The 17,822-nt window shown below is 43.3% G+C and carries 10 protein-coding genes; 5 read left to right on the forward strand and 5 right to left on the reverse strand.

Annotation, left to right across the window (positions count from 1 at the left end; all coding sequences use genetic code 11):
* Positions 1 to 132: 132 nt before the first annotated feature.
* From hpsA to metH, 3 genes are all read right to left on the reverse strand, one after another.
* Positions 133 to 4,890, reverse strand: a complete 4,758-nt coding sequence (hpsA, locus tag LC586_RS23990) for a hormogonium polysaccharide biosynthesis protein HpsA (protein WP_229487164.1) — start codon at positions 4,888 to 4,890, stop codon at positions 133 to 135.
* Between the two features lie 373 nt (positions 4,891 to 5,263).
* Positions 5,264 to 5,482: an endonuclease domain-containing protein gene (locus tag LC586_RS23995; RefSeq protein ID WP_229487165.1), complete on the reverse strand. Its 219-nt coding sequence runs from the start codon at positions 5,480 to 5,482 to the stop codon at positions 5,264 to 5,266.
* A 174-nt stretch (positions 5,483 to 5,656) separates the two neighbouring features.
* The gene (metH, locus tag LC586_RS24000) at positions 5,657 to 9,232 is read right to left on the reverse strand and encodes a methionine synthase (RefSeq protein ID WP_229487166.1); all 3,576 of its coding nucleotides are present in this window, start codon (positions 9,230 to 9,232) and stop codon (positions 5,657 to 5,659) included.
* A gap of 780 nt (positions 9,233 to 10,012) precedes the next feature.
* Between metH and LC586_RS24005 the strand changes: the two genes are divergently transcribed.
* From LC586_RS24005 to LC586_RS24020, 4 genes are all read left to right on the forward strand, one after another.
* Positions 10,013 to 10,654, forward strand: coding sequence for a DUF4126 domain-containing protein (locus LC586_RS24005; RefSeq protein ID WP_229487167.1), 642 nt, complete (start codon positions 10,013 to 10,015; stop codon positions 10,652 to 10,654).
* A 286-nt stretch (positions 10,655 to 10,940) separates the two neighbouring features.
* Positions 10,941 to 11,183, forward strand: a complete 243-nt coding sequence (locus LC586_RS24010) for a hypothetical protein (protein ID WP_229487168.1) — start codon at positions 10,941 to 10,943, stop codon at positions 11,181 to 11,183.
* A gap of 164 nt (positions 11,184 to 11,347) precedes the next feature.
* Complete coding sequence (locus LC586_RS24015) at positions 11,348 to 11,587, forward strand: leucine-rich repeat domain-containing protein (protein WP_229487169.1); 240 nt, start codon at positions 11,348 to 11,350, stop codon at positions 11,585 to 11,587.
* 361 nt (positions 11,588 to 11,948) lie between these two features.
* Positions 11,949 to 12,827 carry an N-acetylmuramoyl-L-alanine amidase gene (locus LC586_RS24020; RefSeq protein WP_229487170.1) on the forward strand — a complete coding sequence of 293 codons (879 nt, stop codon included), beginning with the start codon at positions 11,949 to 11,951 and terminating at the stop codon, positions 12,825 to 12,827.
* Between the two features lie 124 nt (positions 12,828 to 12,951).
* Here LC586_RS24020 and ribBA read toward each other — a convergent pair whose 3' ends face one another.
* Positions 12,952 to 14,625 carry a bifunctional 3,4-dihydroxy-2-butanone-4-phosphate synthase/GTP cyclohydrolase II gene (ribBA, locus tag LC586_RS24025; protein WP_229487171.1) on the reverse strand — a complete coding sequence of 558 codons (1,674 nt, stop codon included), beginning with the start codon at positions 14,623 to 14,625 and terminating at the stop codon, positions 12,952 to 12,954.
* A gap of 347 nt (positions 14,626 to 14,972) precedes the next feature.
* Between ribBA and argC the strand changes: the two genes are divergently transcribed.
* On the forward strand, positions 14,973 to 16,031 hold the full coding sequence (argC, locus tag LC586_RS24030) for an N-acetyl-gamma-glutamyl-phosphate reductase (protein WP_229487172.1): 1,059 nt from the start codon (positions 14,973 to 14,975) through the stop codon (positions 16,029 to 16,031).
* Between the two features lie 69 nt (positions 16,032 to 16,100).
* Here argC and eno read toward each other — a convergent pair whose 3' ends face one another.
* Complete coding sequence (eno, locus tag LC586_RS24035) at positions 16,101 to 17,390, reverse strand: phosphopyruvate hydratase (RefSeq protein ID WP_229487173.1); 1,290 nt, start codon at positions 17,388 to 17,390, stop codon at positions 16,101 to 16,103.
* Positions 17,391 to 17,822 lie beyond the last annotated feature (432 nt).

The raw sequence follows: 17,822 nt of genomic DNA on the forward strand, positions 1-17,822 counted from the left end.
TTTACTCAATTTGTGTGAGTGGCTTTGACTTATGTTGTGTCTAGTTGATTACCTACGGTGTTTTGTAGGCATTAACCGAACTTGATTTATACAGCCCTGACGGAATGCCAGGGCGAAAAAAGGTTACGAAGCTTAATCTGGCACTACTGGACAGGTAGTAGGACGCTGAGTTGCTGGTAACGCATAGTTAGTACTCTTAGTGGTAGTAGTATTAGCAACAGTATCTTCGATTTTGATGTCAAATCCAGAACCAAATCCATCCTTGTTTGTTGTTTCTTGGGTTGAACATAGTAAGGCTTGCACCCAACGATCATCCCGCGAAACTTCTCGGTAGTAATTATCTGGTGCATCGGTGGAGGGAGTTACGAAACGTTGAGCAAACAAATCTGGGTTTTGTGATAAAAGTGCTACATCAAAACCCCAGTTACGTAGAGGAGGCATATAGTAAGGCGCTCCCCCTTGAGGAAAGGTACTATCTGAGTGGTAGTAGAAATTATTACGCTCAGAAAACAGACTACGGGCTTCGTGGTTACCGCCTGCCCCTATTTTAATTAGGGCTTGGTAGGGAGCTGTGGCGTAAGCACTACGTTTGAACTGGATAAATGAACCTGTGATCTTGGAAGCAATACTATCCCAGTTTTCTAAAAAGCGTGGAAAGTTATGGAAACCTCCATTAGTCTCGAAAAAATTAATAGTGGAGGAATTACCCACACGCGACGGAGTATCACCAGCCGCAATCACTAAGTTAAATGTAGTTTCCACAGCTTTAGGTAACCAACTAGTGTTTTTGACGCGATTATCTACTGAATTCAGGTCAGTTATACTGCCGTAATCACTGGTGGAGTCGGGCGATTTTTTTGGGACGTTGATTTGTAGAATTGGCTCTAAAAGTGGTTGGGAAGTTCCGTCTGCACCTGATGGAAAACTGTAGAATAGGCGAGTTGTATTGTTGTAGAATTTTGAATCCGATGCTGGTGGATTGGCTGTGTCACTAGCTACAACTGTTGTAAACCATAGAGCATTACTTGTGCTAGTAGGTACAGCACCGGAAGCGTCAACTTTACTTGATACAATTCCCAAGGCAACAGGAGAGGCAGAAAGGCTAGGCTTAAAAATTGGATCACCGATTACATCAAGCAATTCCCCACTAGTTTTATCTCGCTTGAAGGCAACTCGACGAGGGAATTTCTCATACCCTGCCTTTGGAGGGTTATTCGTCGAGGTCGTACCTGCCACAAGTTTAGTGGCATCTGCATCGGCAGGTAGGTCAGCTGATTTGACTTTACTCTCACTATCAGTTATTGTGCCATCACCATTAAGATCGTAACCAACATACCAATCAGTGCATTCAGCAACATTTAAGTTAAAGCACATTTCCATGACGTACTCTGGAAAGCTGACGCGGCGCTGAATAGGAGTGACGAAGTTATTGAAATAGGAACTATTCGCAGTCGCAGCAGCACCACTTTCTTTGTAGGTGCTATCTGTAAAATTCCGAGAAGTAACAAAGTTATTGTCCCAAAAGCCGTTTTTCAGCCGTTGTTTTCTGACAACATTTTTTGTCGGATCAACTGCATCACTCGTATCTGTGCGGTTATTTCTCAAGTCAAAATCGCCCTCATTACGATAACCTTCCTTGAAGCTAGACGACAATAAAGTGACGGCATCAGCAAGGACTGATGCTGGTCGCCACGTCTCGCCTGCGGTACATTTAGGTAGTCTAGGGTCTTTGGGACGGCAAGCAAAGTTGGGATTGCGATTGGTAGCATAACGTGCATAAAAGTTGCTGTCCCAGTCAGAGCCGGAATTTAGAAGAGGGGTTGTAAATTCTTGTTGACTGTGGATATTAAATGCATCTTTGACGTAGGCGGGTAAGTCTGTAGCAAGAATTAAGCCCTTTTCCTCTGGTCTATAATCGTTTTCGGTTCCTCCGGTTCCCCGATTCAATTGACTGCCATTGATCAACATAATGGCATTAGGACGACGGTTAGGATCGAGTTTATAGTCACTGGCGCTGACATCAGCACTGGTTGGGTCACTGGTATCAGGTTGGGCATCATCACGGGCAGCGTAGATAATGCCACTATTGGGTAGTAAGTATTCGTTAGCCCATGTACCAGTAATTGCTGTTTTACGGAGTAGATTTAAATCAAGAACGGTAGCGCGAATTTCTAGCGGCTGACGCTGTTCAATTTCCAGGTCGTATTGTCCTGATAGCGCAACTTTATCTATGGCTTTAATTTGTCTGGCATCAAGAAAAGCTGTTTCTTTAATTGCCTTATCAGGAACTATGCTGTTATCCCGCGTGAGAGTGCCATCAGTAATTTGTAAAGCACAAATAGTAGAGTCAATCGCTGATTGCTCTGAGAGGGTAAGAGGTTGGTCAGTTGCTTTCTTCAATGCCTGACGCAAGAGGGGGTTAACAAACTGACTATTAGGGAATACCAAATTAGCTTGGTACTTCAAGCGTTCTTGCAAATCAAAGGCTTTTGTAGCGACATTATCCTTAGTACCTGTTGTGGTAAATAGTCCATCGCTATTTGTTGTCAGTCCTCTAGTAACATTAGCAGATGTAGTGGTAGAAACTGTGTAGCTAAAACCATTATTAGATTTGTCTGCCTTGGTTGGGTCACTGGGGTCGTAACCGTCTGTTGTGGCTGTAGCTAAATTTGTGGGGTTATAGTAGCTACTGACACAGGCGATCGGTTCTTGGTAATTATCGTCTTTCAACGGGTCGTAGGGGTCTTTGTTGTAGTGATAAACCGCCGTAGCACGCATTACCAAATGACCACGAGTTTGTTTGCTAGTGTCTAGGGGAGCGGTAGGGTCTGGTACTACCATTTGCATGGCATCAGACCAGACTACTGGTGCTTTATCCTCGTTTTCTGGGGTATTGGTATTATTAGCAGCTGCTGATGGTGTGGGCAAGTTAGAACCCCCTGGACTATACACCCCAGCACCTGTAACTACTCGAAGACCACCAAGAACATCAAGTACATCGGCACGACTATTAGCTGCTGATGTTTCCCAATAACCGTCACGTCCACTAGCACCGAGGTCTGCTAACTGTTTAACGCGGGTGGTACGGGTACGGGTTTTAGTGCTATCTTTCCACGTTTGACCAGAAATTTCTTGCGGAACATCTTCACCAAGGAATTCTTTAAGTGTGCTATCCCATCGGAGTTCTGGTAAATTGTTGCCTACAAGGATGCGATCGCCTAATTCTTTTTCTTCCACAGGACTCTTATCGACCGTCTCCGGATCAATAGCAGTCAACTGTGATGTACTTAAGGTTAACTTAGTATTTGTATCTGTAGGGTACATCCACACATCCAACGGTCGTAGATCATCATTACTCTTATTAGCAGTATTATCTTTGCCTTGTAAGACTTCAGTTGTAGCATACAGTGTGCTAGGAGCAGTTTTAAGAATGCCGGATGTACCCAAAAAAACTTCTCTAAATGGCACACGCCTAGTACGCTGACGAAAGTAAACTTGTAATTCTTGTTTTCTTACTTTCTCTGCGTCTAAACTAGGGTCTTTAGTGGTGCGTCTATCAATATTATCTTTTACAATTTGAGGGTCATTACCTTTATCACGAGCGAATTGTGCTTTTACTAACAAATCAATACGTTCTGCGTAAGCCCTACTGTTATAAGCAATTTCATTAGGTATGTTAGTAGTAGATTTCTCAGGCGATGTAAGAGCCTTAACGGCAGGAACAGCATTATCTTTGAATAAATCTATGGAGCTTCCCCCTACCTCAGAATCAGTTATAGCGCCATTTGTTGCAACGTTACCACCAATGATGATTTTGCCGTTTTCACGTTCATAATAGCAGGACTCTATACTGCTGACCTGAAAGAACCTAATCGGATTCGGATCTGTGTTTTTTCTGGTGAAGAAGTTACTGTTAGTAAACATACGTCCATTCATACGGAACGCAGGCCCAGGTGTGATATCTAAATCATCTTCATAAACTACAGAATTGTTCGTCAATGGTATTTGCTTGCGGTCTTGTTGCAGTTCTATAGCCGAAAAGCCTTGATTACCTTTGTAGGCTTGATATTTATCCTTAATAGTACTGTCAAAAGAGCTTATATCTGTAATCGGAACTATTGCAGTGTAGATAAAAAAGCTTTTTTTCAATTCTCCAGTTGTGACTTTATACCAACTAGAACCACCAATCAAGCTAGCACTCGTGTCACCGCTAGAATCACAAACTTTACCAGCTAAAGGAACAGTTCTTGCTTCAAGAGGACTGCGTTTACGTTGAGGAGCACTACTTGCATAAGGAGGGTTTCGGAAGTAAATACCGTAAAGTGTAAAACTATCAAATTTACCGTCATTATCAGTATCTACAGGAAACTTCCATGCAGTTTCCAGAACTTCTTTTGATTCTAAAAGACCGTCTTTAGGTGCTTCAATATTGTTATCTTTATCCAGGTCATATCCTACAATTAGAGAAGTTTCATCACCTAAAGTATAGGTTGTTAGTTTATTAATCATAGTGCTATAAAGTGTCCCATCAGATGGTACCGCCCGTGGTAATGTTGGGTCGGCAAAGAGTGCAGTAATTTTTGCTTTTGCCCGATCCAATGCAGGTGTAGCTGCTTGAAGTACAGTTTCATTTACTCGGACATTACTAGCGTTTTTAGAACGTTCAAAAGAGCGAAATAAAATTGCAGTTGTTAACAGCACGACTACCAAACTTACCATCGCCACTGTCGGCAACAAAAACCCAGCATTCTCTGAGCTGCGTCTTCTTCTAATCCCAAAAATAGTTCGTAGGAGCCAAATAATTTGCTTGTTAATTGCAGATAAAAATTTCTTGCTAATTTGTCTGAAGCTTTTTTGAAGTGCCTTTACTAGCTTAGATTTTCGAGACATAGACGCTTCCCTGTTAAGTGGTTTATGTATGGCGGATTTTCTAGTTTTTTATACATCTTAAACTATGCCTGTAAAGTCTTTTTATAGGCACAAACTGAGGCTATATTTCTTATTTAACTACTGCATCTTGTTTGACTAACTTCCAAATAAAGTAGCTACAACAAAAGACAATTTATTAAAGTTATACCATTCATTAAGTGTTAATTTTATCCGGTAAATACTGATTTTTTGATAATTATTTGATTTAAGTTCGATAAAGAGTAAGAACATAACTTCACAGTAAATTTGCGGAATGTATCTTATCTAAAAGCAAATTTATGAAGATGTTGTTAAGAGAGTAAGCTTATAATACCCATCTGTTAAAGGAAAGATATCAGGTGGCTGCAAAATAATTATATTCTATAGCTAACTTTAATTCAGAACTATAAAAATCTATAACAAATTTATCCACACTATATTGTCGGCGAAATTTACAGTTTTCCAACTGTCTATCTCTGATTTTATCCCAAATAATTTTCTCGGCTTTTGTTATATTTTGGCGTAATCGTCGCCTTTTTTCTATTTCACTATTTTTGTTATAAAGTTTAGTCATTTTTATTTCAAATTCCAGTCCTCTCTCTTTTATAAGGAGAGGGTTGGGGTGAGGTCAAGCGATCGCTGTAAATGTTTATCCCGCCTTGATTGAATTGCTCACAATATAATAACCTCACCCCGCCCTTCGGGCACCCCTCTCCTTATTAAGGAGAGGGGGAGGGGATATGATGGATTAAGCGCTAAAGTATTTTGCTAGTGGGTGGTAAGCAATAATCGCAGTGGTAGACTGTTCTGGATAAAGTTGTTCACTTTCATCCATATACAAGTTAATCCTGTCAGTCTGCAATAACTCCAGTTGCTTGTACTGGTCTTGAATATTTGGACAAGCTGGATACCCAAAGCTATACCGCGAGCCACGATAGCGTTGTGCTAATATATCCCGAATATTGTCGGGTTCAGACGCTCGAGTACTCGCTACCGCTTCGCTATCAGTAGCAAAACCTAACTCTCGGCGTATTCTGGCGTGTGTCCACTCAGCTACAGCTTCCGCTACCTGTACCGCCATGCCGTGGAAATACAGATAATCGGTGTATTGATTGGCAACAAACAGCTTTTGGGCGAATTCTGTCGCAATCTCCCCTACAGTCACCGCCTGCATCGGGAAGACATCAATAATTCCCGACTCCTTCGGTGCAAAGAAATCTGCTATGCACAGCCGCCTTAAAGACTTTTGTCTGGGAAACTCGAAAGTTGCAACCTGTTGTGATTGCTTCTTTGAGTCATATATATGTAGAGAATTTCCCTCGGCTTGACAAGGAAAATACCCATAAATCACCTGGGGATGCAACAAATTCTCTTCAATAATTCGCTGTTTCCAAGTTTCTAAAATTGGGTACACTTTCTCAGCTAAGAAAGCCTGATATTCTTCCTTAGATTGTTCCTTTGGTTTACGGAATTGCCACTGTCCAGCAATTAAAGCTTGTAAATCTAAATGCCAGAATATTTCCTCGATGGGAATATCACTAGGCTGCAATAACTGCGTTCCCCAGAAAGGCGGTGTGGGACGTTCAATATCTATCGCTACAGCATCAGAACGTCTTGTATCTATGGGGAGTGGGGAGACGCGATTAATCGCGTCTGTACTGAGTGGGGATTCTTCAGTAGCGATTTTTGATTTTTGGTTATTAGTCTCTAGTTCAGCAGTTTTGACTTCGTTCAAAAATCCCTGCAAATCTTCCCAGTTACCAGCGGCCTTTGCTGGCATTAATTTATCCATGAAGTGCAAGTCAGAAAAGGCATCTTTGCCATACACAACTTTACCTTTGTAGGTCTTTTGGCAATCTTCATGCACAAATTTCGGAGTCAGCGCCGCACCACCTAATATGACGGGGACACTAATTCCCTTTTCGTTGAATACCTCCAAGTTCTCTTTCATAAAGGCGGTGGATTTTACCAGTAAACCACTCATGGCTATACAATCAGCTTTGTGCTGTTCGTAAGCGTTGATGATGTTTTCCACTGGCTGTTTAATTCCCAGGTTAATCACCTTGTAGCCGTTGTTGGATAAGATGATATCCACCAAGTTTTTACCAATGTCGTGGACATCGCCTTTCACTGTGGCAATGATAAAGGTTCCCTTGGCATTGTTGCCTGATTCTGATTTTTCCATGAACGGTTCTAGAAACGCCACCGCCGCTTTCATGGTTTCCGCAGATTGCAAGACAAAGGGTAGCTGCATTTGTCCAGAACCGAATAATTCCCCGACAACTTTCATGCCATCTAGCAGGAAGGTGTTGATAATTTCTAAGGGGGGATATTCTTCTAAGGCTTTTTTCAGATGTTCTTCTAAGCCTATGCGTTCGCCGTCGATGATGTGACGTTTTAGACGTTCTGGGATGGGGAGACTTTCATCTAAGGAGCGATCGCGTTTTGTTGTCACCCCAGCAAACGCTGTGGTAAGCTCTCCCAAGGGATCGTAAACGCAAGCATTACCCTCAAACTTCCGCTCATCATAAATCAACTGGCGACAGATTTCTTGATGGCGTGCCTCAATCTTAGAGAGCGGTAAAATTTTGTTAGCACTGACAATGGCTGCATCCATTCCCGCCGTTGTCGCCTCGTGCAAAAACACTGAGTTCAGCACTATCCGCGAGGCTGGATTCAAACCAAAGGAAATATTAGAAACACCCAAAATCACATGGCATCCAGGCAATTCTTGACGAATTCGCCGGATTGATTCAATTGTCGCTTTACCGTTTTCTCGGTCTTCTTCAATCCCGGTGGAAATTGGTAACGCTAGGGTATCAAAGAATATTTCTGTGGGTGGTATGCCATATTCTACAGCTTGACGGTATGCGCGTTGGGCGATCGCAAACTTTCTGTCTGCTGTCCGCGCCATTCCATCTTCATCGATAGTACCAATGACTACACCAGCACCGTATTTTTTCGCTAACTCTAGCACCTTCAAAAAGCGCGGTTCCCCATCTTCGTAATTGGTGGAGTTAAGCAAGCACTTACCACCGGCAACTTTTAAACCCGCCTCCATCTTTTCCCATTCGGTGGAGTCAAGCATTAAAGGTAATGTCACATTATTAACAATGCGCGAAACTAATTCGTGCATATCTCGTACACCGTCACGTCCCACATAATCGACGTTGACATCGAGGATGTGTGCGCCTTCTTTTACTTGCGCCCTCGCCATTGAAACGAGTCCATCCCAATCTTCGGCATTCAGTAAATCGCGGCACTTCTTGGAACCACTGGCGTTGAGACGTTCACCAACAATCAAGAAGGAATTATCTTGGTCGTAGGGCTGAGTGGTGTAAATTGATGCTGCTGCTGGTTCTAAGCTAGGATGTCTAACTTTTGGCTTCAGGTCTTTAGCGACTTCTGCCAATTGTTGAATGTGTTCTGGACGTGTCCCACAGCAACCCCCGATCACTTGGACACCCAAATCTTCAACAAAGTGCATCAATGACATCCGTAATTCCAACGGTGTCAGGCGGTAGTGCGCTTGACCGCCGACGTTCTCAGGTAAACCCGCGTTGGGAATACAGGAAACGATGAAAGGTGAATGTTCTGCCAGATACTTGATATGTGGTTTCATCAAGTCTGGGCCTGTGGCACAGTTTAAGCCGAGAATGTCAATTGGGTAAGGTTCCAGAATTGTCAGCACAGCACTGATTTCTGAACCAACCAACATTGTGCCCATGCTTTCCATTGTCACAGACACCATCAACGGACGGCGATCGCCTTTTTTGGCAAACACTTCTTCAATAGCATTCAGCGCCGCCTTAATTTGCAGCACATCTTGGCAAGTTTCCACCAGGAATAAATCGACACCACCATCCCACAGCGCTTCTGCTTGTTCGGCAAAAGTAGCTTTCATGGTATCAAAGTCAATATGTCCCAAGGTAGGAAGTTTTGTTGTGGGGCCGATAGAACCTGCAACAAACCGGGGTTTTTCTGGCGTGGAAAATTCCGCAGCGACACGCTTCGCCAATTCTGCTGCTGTCTTGCTGAGGTAGTAGGCTTGGTCTGCCAAGTCATATTCTGCCAGCACAAGGGACGTACTGCCAAAGGTATCCGTTTCAATGACATCTGCGCCAGCAGCGAGAAAGTCACGGTGAACCTTAGCGACTGCTTCGGGTTTAGTGTGGACTAAGTATTCGTTACAACCTTCATACTGTGGGCCGCCGAAGTCTTCAGCAGTGAGGTTTTGGGTTTGTAAGTTGGTTCCCATCGCCCCGTCGAAGACAAGGACTGGGCTATCTGGACTACGCAGGCGTTCAAGGAAAGGATGAGTCATATTTTCCTAGAAGAAATGAGGATATCAAGTGAGTCATGTGATACTCGACTTACTTTATTATTTTCCAAAATTATGATATTTTTGGCACGTTTTAATAAAGTCTGTTTTGCTGAAACTCACCTTTGGCTCATTTTGACCTGATTTATCAAGATTGGCGATGACAGAATTATGCAAAAGCGCCCTTATATCATGTCGCTTGATTGCTTATTAAACTCGAAGAACCCCACCCCGCCAAAGCTACGCTTTGTTTCCCTTCCCGAAGAGCCTACGATGTACACACAAGTCTTACCGCAGCCATATCTTTATTAATAAATCTCGCACTGCGTTTCTATCCCGCCTCGGAATGAATTCCGAGTCTGATAGCTAAAGTCCACTCAAGTGGACTAAATAATCAATTCAGTCCACTTGAGTGGACTTCAGCTATGAGCCGCTGAACTTCAGTTCTGGGCGGGATGTCGGTGAGTGTGACAGTTTAGCTTTGACAAAAATGTGTGTAGAGAATTTTTCGACTTATGCGTATACCGTAGCCTGCTTGCGGGGAGGGGTTGAAGGTCGTGAAACCCAACAAAGCCCTGAAAATGTTGGGTTGAGGAACGAAACGCAACCTACATTGGAGTTATTTTTTAGGCAAAACCTACGCAGTATTGACACAGGTGGGGTTTGACTGAATTCTACACATAGTCAGATGAAATATTTTCGCCAAGTTTCTTATCTTGGGATCACAGCTTAGAGTTGTTACTCCGTTCAGCTCAAAGATGGAAAAAACACCAGGAGTATAACTTGAGTCTTACTATGGATTTAAATTCTTTGTTCAATCTAAATACATTTATTGAATTATTACTGGGGATTAGTTTGAGCGCGGCGGCTGGCTTCAGAGTATTTGTACCACTGCTAGCATTGAGTGTGGCTTCAGTTTTTGGACATTTTGATTTGCCAACTGACTTTGATTGGCTGGAAACACCTCAAGCTGTAATTGTATTTGCAGTCGCTTGTTTGCTGGAAATTACCGGTTATTACATTCCTTGGTTGGATCATCTGCTGGATATTGTAGCCACTCCTGCGGCATTTATCGCCGGGACAATCGTAACAGCATCTGTTGCTCCAGAGATGAATCCACTGGTGCAATGGACGTTAGCTTTAATTGCTGGTGGTGGAACCGCAGGATTAACTCAGGGATTAACGAATATATTGCGGATAAGTTCTACAGGCGTTTCAGGTGGATTAACCAATCCAGTTGTGTCAACCATTGAATTGCTCATCGCAATCGGACTGTCTGTGCTGGCGCTAGCTTTACCAGTGGTAGCTGGAGTGATTGTGATTGGTTTTCTAATAATAGCTATTCAAAGACTCTGGAATTTCTTCTTGAATAAACCAACTTCTCAAACTAACCAAACCGTCTCTCCATCAAGAGAATTGGGATAAGTACTTATAGATGTTGTTTCATAGCTGCGATCGCAATTATAAAGCGATCGTAGTCATAGGGTGTGTTAGCGCGAAAGTTAAGGAGAATCGTATTGCTACCTAACCCGCCTGGAACTCAAAGTTTCAGGCTAATAGCCCAAGTCCACTTTAGTGGACTAAAACCGCTTCTGAGTCTTCTTTAGAAGACTTTAACTATTAGCCTCAGAATGAATTCTGAGGCGGTTGTTGGGAATGGGCGCGAAAGCGTAACGCACCTTTAATACTCGCCGATGAGTCTTTGATACTCGTGAATGAGTCTTTGATACTCGTGAGCGAGTCTTTAATACTCGCCGATGAGTCTTTGATACTCGTGAACGAGTCTTTGATACTCGTGAACGAGTCTTTGATACTCGTGAGCGAGTCTTTGATACTCGTGAGCGAGTCTTTGATACTCGTGAGCGAGTCTTTTATACTCGTGAGCGAGTCTTTGATACTCGTGAGCGAGTCTTTGATACTCGTGAGCGAGTCTTTGATACTCGTGGATGAGTGAATGTTATTGCAAGAGTTGCGATGTCTACGACGGGCTACGCCTACGCACTTTACTAATTTCAACATTACAGCCCTTTCTACGCAGATAGAACACATTAATCTAGCCCCACTCCCCATAACCTGCGATACTGGTAAATATCGCTACAGAGTTGGTAAGGTTTGCAGGTGACAAACGAAGAACTGTTGCAAATTATTGAAAAAGCTGCCAGAGAAAAGGCAACGGAGCTAGACCTCGATAACAATCAACTCAGCAACCTGCCGCCAGAATTCAGCCAACTCTCCAACTTAACTGAGCTATTCCTCGATAACAATCCACAATTAAGGTCGCTACCGCCTGAAATTGTTGAGCAGGGAAGGCAGGCAATTTTGACCTATCTTCGAGCCAGGTTAGAAGGTAAACAATAATATCTTTCTAAGCTGCTAGTAGTTGGTGAAGGGGGTGTGGGTAAAACTATCCATCCTTATTAATAAGAGCGCTACGTGATGAAGACTTTGATACCCACGAATCTGCTTGCTACCCACAACATTGAAATTAAATGGCTCGTAACAGCACTATTGCAGGGATTATAAACGTATATTTAACTAGAATTAAGGTGTTATGGCAATACTGCTCGGTTAAGGGAAATTGTAGGTTGGGTAGAGCGTAAGCGTTACTCAACAAATCTAGGTAAATGTTGGGTTTGTTCCTCAACCCAACCTACATTAACGTAAGTTTTTCGCTTAACCGAGCAGTATTAATATCTATTGTTTTACGGCTATTAAAAAAATGAGGTTTAAAGACTGGGCGACTAGGGTGCTACTAATCTCACTGATGTTCATGGCTTTAATTGTAGTGCTGCTAATTGGACGAGCGACAAAATTACAAAATAATCCGACTACATCCCATACATCCAATCCACAGGTTACAGCCTGGAGTCAATATCCCCAAGCGCAATTTCAATCAGCGAAAGAGCCAGAGAAGAAATCTCAAAATGTTATTAAGTCCCCAGTGAAGATTAACAAGCCTGTAGCAAGGTATGTAACCACTCAAGCTTTTGCACAGTACAGACCTAATTATCAAGTTGTCTCAGTTAACCCAACTAACTATGGAGAACGGTACGCCCAAGATGTTAACGGCGTTCTTCTCAACAACCAACCAATTATCGTCCTCCATGAAACTGGTTATTCTGCTTCCAGCGCGATTAATTTCTTTCAAGTAGCCCATAACGATGAAAGTGTGCAAGCAAGTTACCACGCCTTAATCAAGTTAGACGGAACGGTGGTTTATCTAGTACCGCCAGAAAAGCGGGCTTTTGGTGCAGCTAACTCAGTATTTGATAGTCCTGATGGAGTGGAAACTGTGCAGACTAACCCAAATTTGCCCTCGTCTGTGAATAATTTTGCCTATCACGTTTCTTTGGAAACACCGCCAGATGGTTATGACGGTAGCAGCCAACAAACCCATAGCGGCTATACGGAAGCTCAATATAATTCTCTTGCTTGGTTAATTGCTCAAAGTCAAGTTCCAGATGATCGCATTACTACCCACAAGCTAGTAGACCGTTCTGGTAAAAAAGTTGACCCGATAAATTTTGATGGTAATAAATTTCTGAGCTTACTTAATACTTATCGTCAGGTCAGACCAATATATAGAGTAAGTAAATAATTTAACGTGAGTGAGTTTGACAAACCTCTCCCTGCCTTGAACTAAAGTTCAAGTCTGTCCCTCTCCGAGTCGGAGAGGGACAGGTTTTGCGTAGTAAAACCAGGGAGAGGTATATTCAACCAAGCTATTTGCTAAAGCTATAAATTTGCTGTGTCTTGAGGCGATCGCTAATCGATGAAGGCAGTGTACCATCTGAAAATGTCTGTCGATCCAGTTGGACTTGTAGATTACTCAAGGGATCGCTACCAGAAGAAATCAGAAATTCTAGTTTCTGGATGTAAGGCAAAGTTGCTAGGTTGTCCAGAATTTGGAAGATAGCTTGTATGTAAGGATGACCACTTTGGCTATACCAATCACAGCTAGCAACTTTTGGCTGATCAAAACCCAAGTGTACTGTCAAAGATGGCTCGTCAAATATAGCGATCGCTAAGGGACGCGCTTCTTCCTGCAACAATAAATCATTACTTTTCCCTAAGTGTCGCAGTTTTTCTAAGCGTTCATAACGTTCTGTCACAGCTTCCGGGTCATCTTGCCAATGGATTGCTACTGTTACCAGATAAGTTTGTAACAGCATGTGGCCCAGCTTTTTCGCTTTTGTTGCCAGGTAATAAGAATTGTAGTCATTGGCCTCAATCAATAACGGCAAGCGATCGACTACTTCCATCCCATAGCCCTTAACTCCAGCAATTTTACGGGGATTATTGGTAATCAGACGTATCTTTTTGATACCCAAATCCATGAGCATTTGTGCGCCCATCCCGTAGTCTCGCAAGTCGGCAGGAAATCCCAAACGCTCATTTGCCTCTACTGTATCCAGTCCCATATCCTGCAATGAGTAGGCTTTCAGCTTGTTAATCAAGCCGATTCCCCGTCCTTCTTGACGCAGGTATACAACTACACCTTGACCAGCAGACTCAATCATTTTCAGTGCAGCTTGTAACTGCATTCGACAGTCGCAGCGCAAAGAACCCAAAGCATCACCAGTTAAGCATTCTGAGTGCATCCGCACCATTACAGGCTCATCTTTGAAGTTAGCTGGATCACCCTTGACAATTGCAACGTGTTCTGTATTATCCAGGGTATGGCGGTAAGCGTAAATTTCAAACTGACCGAATTGACTAGGCAGCTTAGTAATTACCTCACGATACACGAGGCGATCGTGCTGTAGGCGATAACTGATTAAATCCGCAATACTAATGATTTTTAAATTGTGAAGTTTCGCATATTCGACTAACTGCTGCAACCGCGCCATTGAACCATCGGAGTTTTGAATTTCACAAATTACTCCTGCTGGGTATAGCCCTGCTAGTCGGGCTAAGTCCACAGCCGCTTCCGTATGTCCTGCACGTTTGAGTACGCCTCCAGCTTTAGCCCGAATCGGGAAAATATGACCAGGACGACGTAAATCGGTGGGTTTTGTCGCTGGGTTGAGAGTAACCTGGATAGTGCGGGCGCGGTCTTCTGCCGAGATGCCAGTGGTTACACCCAATTCTGGGCCGGCATCAATACTTACAGTGAAGGCAGTTTGGTTAGTATCTGTAATGTTGCTTACCATCAAGGGTAAGTCTAGCTCGTCTAGGCGATCGCCTGTCATTGCCAAACAAATCAGCCCTCTAGCTTCTACCGCCATGAAATTAATCATGTCGGGTGTGGCAAATTGGGCGGCACAAATTAAGTCGCCTTCATTTTCTCTATTTTCATCATCTACCACTACAATGACGCGACCAGCTTTTAGGTCTGCTAAGGCGGCATCAATCGAATCAAATTTAAAAGCTTGGTTAGTATTAGGCTGTGACACAGAAAGATTTCCAGCTACCAACGTAAATTTTTTTAACAATTTCTTCTTTTAGATTGTAGCTCCTTTATAAGGCAGAGGAGTAGACTAGCAATGATTTGATAACCTAGCAAAAATTTCTGCCTCTAAAATTGGGGTTTATTAAAAGGGTGCAACGACAATCAAGGATGAACATGACAAGGGAGACAAGAGAGACAAATAAAATATTTGACAATTTCGCCGCGTCACTCCTTCTCGGCATCTGAAAAAAGTAGAGGGGTTTCAGCTGTTTTGTACGCTGTGCGTCTAGTCGCTGATATTGTTGATAGCTGATAACGAATTCACCATTCATGGGATAAGGATTTCAGATCATGGGCAAATTTAGACGCGTACCCGTTGGGATTGTTGGCGCGTCGGGCTATGGCGGAGTACAGTTAGTACGGCTACTCATGGATCATCCAGAAGTCGAACTGGTTTATTTAGGCGGTGAGAGCAGTATCGGAAAATCCTTTGGGGATCTCTACCCGCATCTGGCTCATGCAACTAACCTGCTAATAGAAGCAGTAGAACCAGAAATAATTGCTCACCGCTGTGAAGTAGTTTTCCTGTCTTTACCAAATGGTCTAGCTTGCCAAATCGCGCCCAAACTGTTGGAAAAAGGATGTAAAGTAGTAGATTTGAGTGCAGACTATCGGTTTAGTAATTTGACAACTTATACAAATTGGTATGGCATTGAGAGAAGCGATCGCACAATTGCAGCTACAGCAGTTTATGGATTACCAGAACTTTATCGCGATCGCATTGCCGAAGCTCAACTCGTTGGCTGTCCTGGTTCCTATCCCACTGCTAGTCTTCTTGCACTTTCGCCGCTCTTAAAGCAAGGCTTAATCAGACCAGAAACAGCTATTATTGATGCCAAGTCTGGTACATCTAGCAGTGGACGGCAACCTCAAACAAACTTATTACTAGCTGAAGCAGACAACTCTATAGCAGCTTTCAATATTGGCCGTCACCGTCATACCCCAGAAATTGAGCAAATTTGCAGTGACTTAGCTGGTCACGAACTCATGATCCAATTTACACCGCACCTTATCCCAATGGTACGCGGTATTTTGGCAACGGTATATGCCACAATGAGCGATCCCGGTCTAGTGCGAGATGATTTAATTACAATTTTCTCAGCCTTCTACCGCAACTCTCCTTGGGTGAAAATCTGCGGTAGCGGCATTTACCCCCAAACCAAGTGGGCTAGTGGTAGCAATCTTTGTTATATCGGTGTAGAAGTTGACCCGCGCACAGGTCGCGTCATTGTCATGTCAGCAATTGACAATCTAATTAAAGGACAGGCGGGACAAGCGATTCAGTGCCTAAACCTCATGATGGGCTGGGATGAAACTTTGGGGTTGCCCAAGTTGGGGTTTTATCCCTAAATCAGTTAGGAGTTAGGAGTGATTAGTTATGAATTAAAACTCCTAACTCCTAACTCTTAACTCCTAACTCTATTTAGGCCCTAAACCTACAGCACCAGCATAAACAGCGCGATCGCCTAGTTCATCTTCAATTCGCAGCAAGCGATTGTATTTTGCTACACGTTCGCTGCGACACAGGGAACCTGTTTTAATTTGACCGGCACGGGTTGCTACGGCTAAATCAGCGATCGTTGTATCTTCAGTTTCACCAGAACGATGGCTAATTACTGAACGGATACTGTTGCGAGTTGCCAAATCAATTGTTTCCAAGGTTTCGGTGAGAGAACCAATTTGGTTGAGTTTAATCAAAATGGCATTAGCAGCTTTTTCCTGGATGCCTCTTTGCAAGCGAGTAGCGTTGGTAACAAATAAGTCATCGCCTACCAATTGCACCCGCGAACCTAACTTCTGGGTGAGCAATTGCCAACTTTGCCAATCTTCTTCATGCAAGCCATCTTCAATTGACACAATTGGGTATTGGTCAACTAGTTGTCCTAAATAATCAATAAATTCAGCCGGGGCGTGAGGTTTACTATCGTAAACATACTGACCATTCTTGTAAAATTCGCTAGCCGCCACATCCAACGCTAAAGCTACTTCTTCCCCTGGCTTGTAACCAGCTTTCTTAATGGCAGCAACTAGCAATTCCAAAGCCACCTGATTAGACTCTAGGTTAGGTGCAAAGCCACCTTCATCGCCTACACCAGTCAGCAAACCCTTTTCATCTAATACTTGACTGAGGGTGGCAAACACTTCTGCACCCCAGCGTAAGGCTTCCCGGAAGGAAGTTGCGCCAATTGGCACAATCATAAACTCTTGAAAATCCACGTTGTTTGATGCGTGTGCGCCACCGTTAATCACGTTCATCAACGGCACTGGTAGCAAATTCGCTAAAGGGCCACCCAAATAGCGATATAAAGGAATTGCTAAAGACTCAGCACCAGCTTTGGCTGCTGCTAGGGAAACCCCCAAAATCGCATTAGCCCCCAAATTTTTTTTGTTCGCAGAACCATCTATAGCGATCATTGTCCGGTCTAGCAGTTCTTGGTTGAGGACATCCAAGCCTAACAATTGAGGTGCAAGTGCTTCCTTGACGTTTTGTACTGCTTTGAGTACGCCTTTGCCCCCATAACGGCTTTTATCGCCATCACGCAGTTCGTGAGCCTCAAAAGTGCCAGTAGACGCACCACTGGGAACCTGCGCCAGTCCTACAACACCATTGGCTAAATGCACTTCGGCTTCAATTGTCGGTCTACCGCGTGAATCAAGAATTTCACGGGCTGCGATCGCAACAATTGCAGTATCTAGAAATTTACTCATCTGTACTTTATCCTTTGTTCGAGTCTGTTACGCATATAGTCCATCTGCCTAACCCAATCGCTAGCATAGGCGTTTAAGAGACTTTATTGGCTGAGATTAAAGAAGATTTCCATTATATGGATGGGGATCAACGCCAAAAATGGGTAAGAGAATAGACCTCTTGCATAAATCAAAAATAAAGAACCCCACCCCGCATTTGCTCACGCAAACGCTCCCCTCCCGAAGAGCGGGGCTACCGTGTACACACAAGTCGAATTTCTTCTTAAATCCCAAAGATTACTACTTAATCGCAGTGATGGTTAGGATGGGGTAAAACTAAAGCTAAAACCTTAGTAAATCAGGTTTCAAGTGAGGTTTTGAGAATTTATGCAATAAATATATTGAATTCGGGTGGTCGTTTATTGAATTCGGGTGGTCGTTTATTGAATTCGG

The sequence above is a fragment of the Nostoc favosum CHAB5714 genome, from assembly GCF_020829495.1.
In the GTDB taxonomy this organism is placed as follows: Bacteria; Cyanobacteriota; Cyanobacteriia; order Cyanobacteriales; family Nostocaceae; genus Nostoc; species Nostoc favosum.

Bases quoted from the DNA above. Each gene is read 5' to 3' on its own strand.
- LC586_RS24020 (WP_229487170.1), top strand. From the start codon at position 11,949: ATGAGGTTTAAAGACTGGGCGACTAGGGTGCTACTAATCTCACTGATG.
- hpsA (WP_229487164.1), bottom strand. From the start codon at position 4,890: ATGTCTCGAAAATCTAAGCTAGTAAAGGCACTTCAAAAAAGCTTCAGA.
- metH (WP_229487166.1), bottom strand. From the start codon at position 9,232: ATGACTCATCCTTTCCTTGAACGCCTGCGTAGTCCAGATAGCCCAGTC.
- eno (WP_229487173.1), bottom strand. From the start codon at position 17,390: ATGAGTAAATTTCTAGATACTGCAATTGTTGCGATCGCAGCCCGTGAA.
- argC (WP_229487172.1), top strand. From the start codon at position 14,973: ATGGGCAAATTTAGACGCGTACCCGTTGGGATTGTTGGCGCGTCGGGC.
- LC586_RS23995 (WP_229487165.1), bottom strand. From the start codon at position 5,482: ATGACTAAACTTTATAACAAAAATAGTGAAATAGAAAAAAGGCGACGA.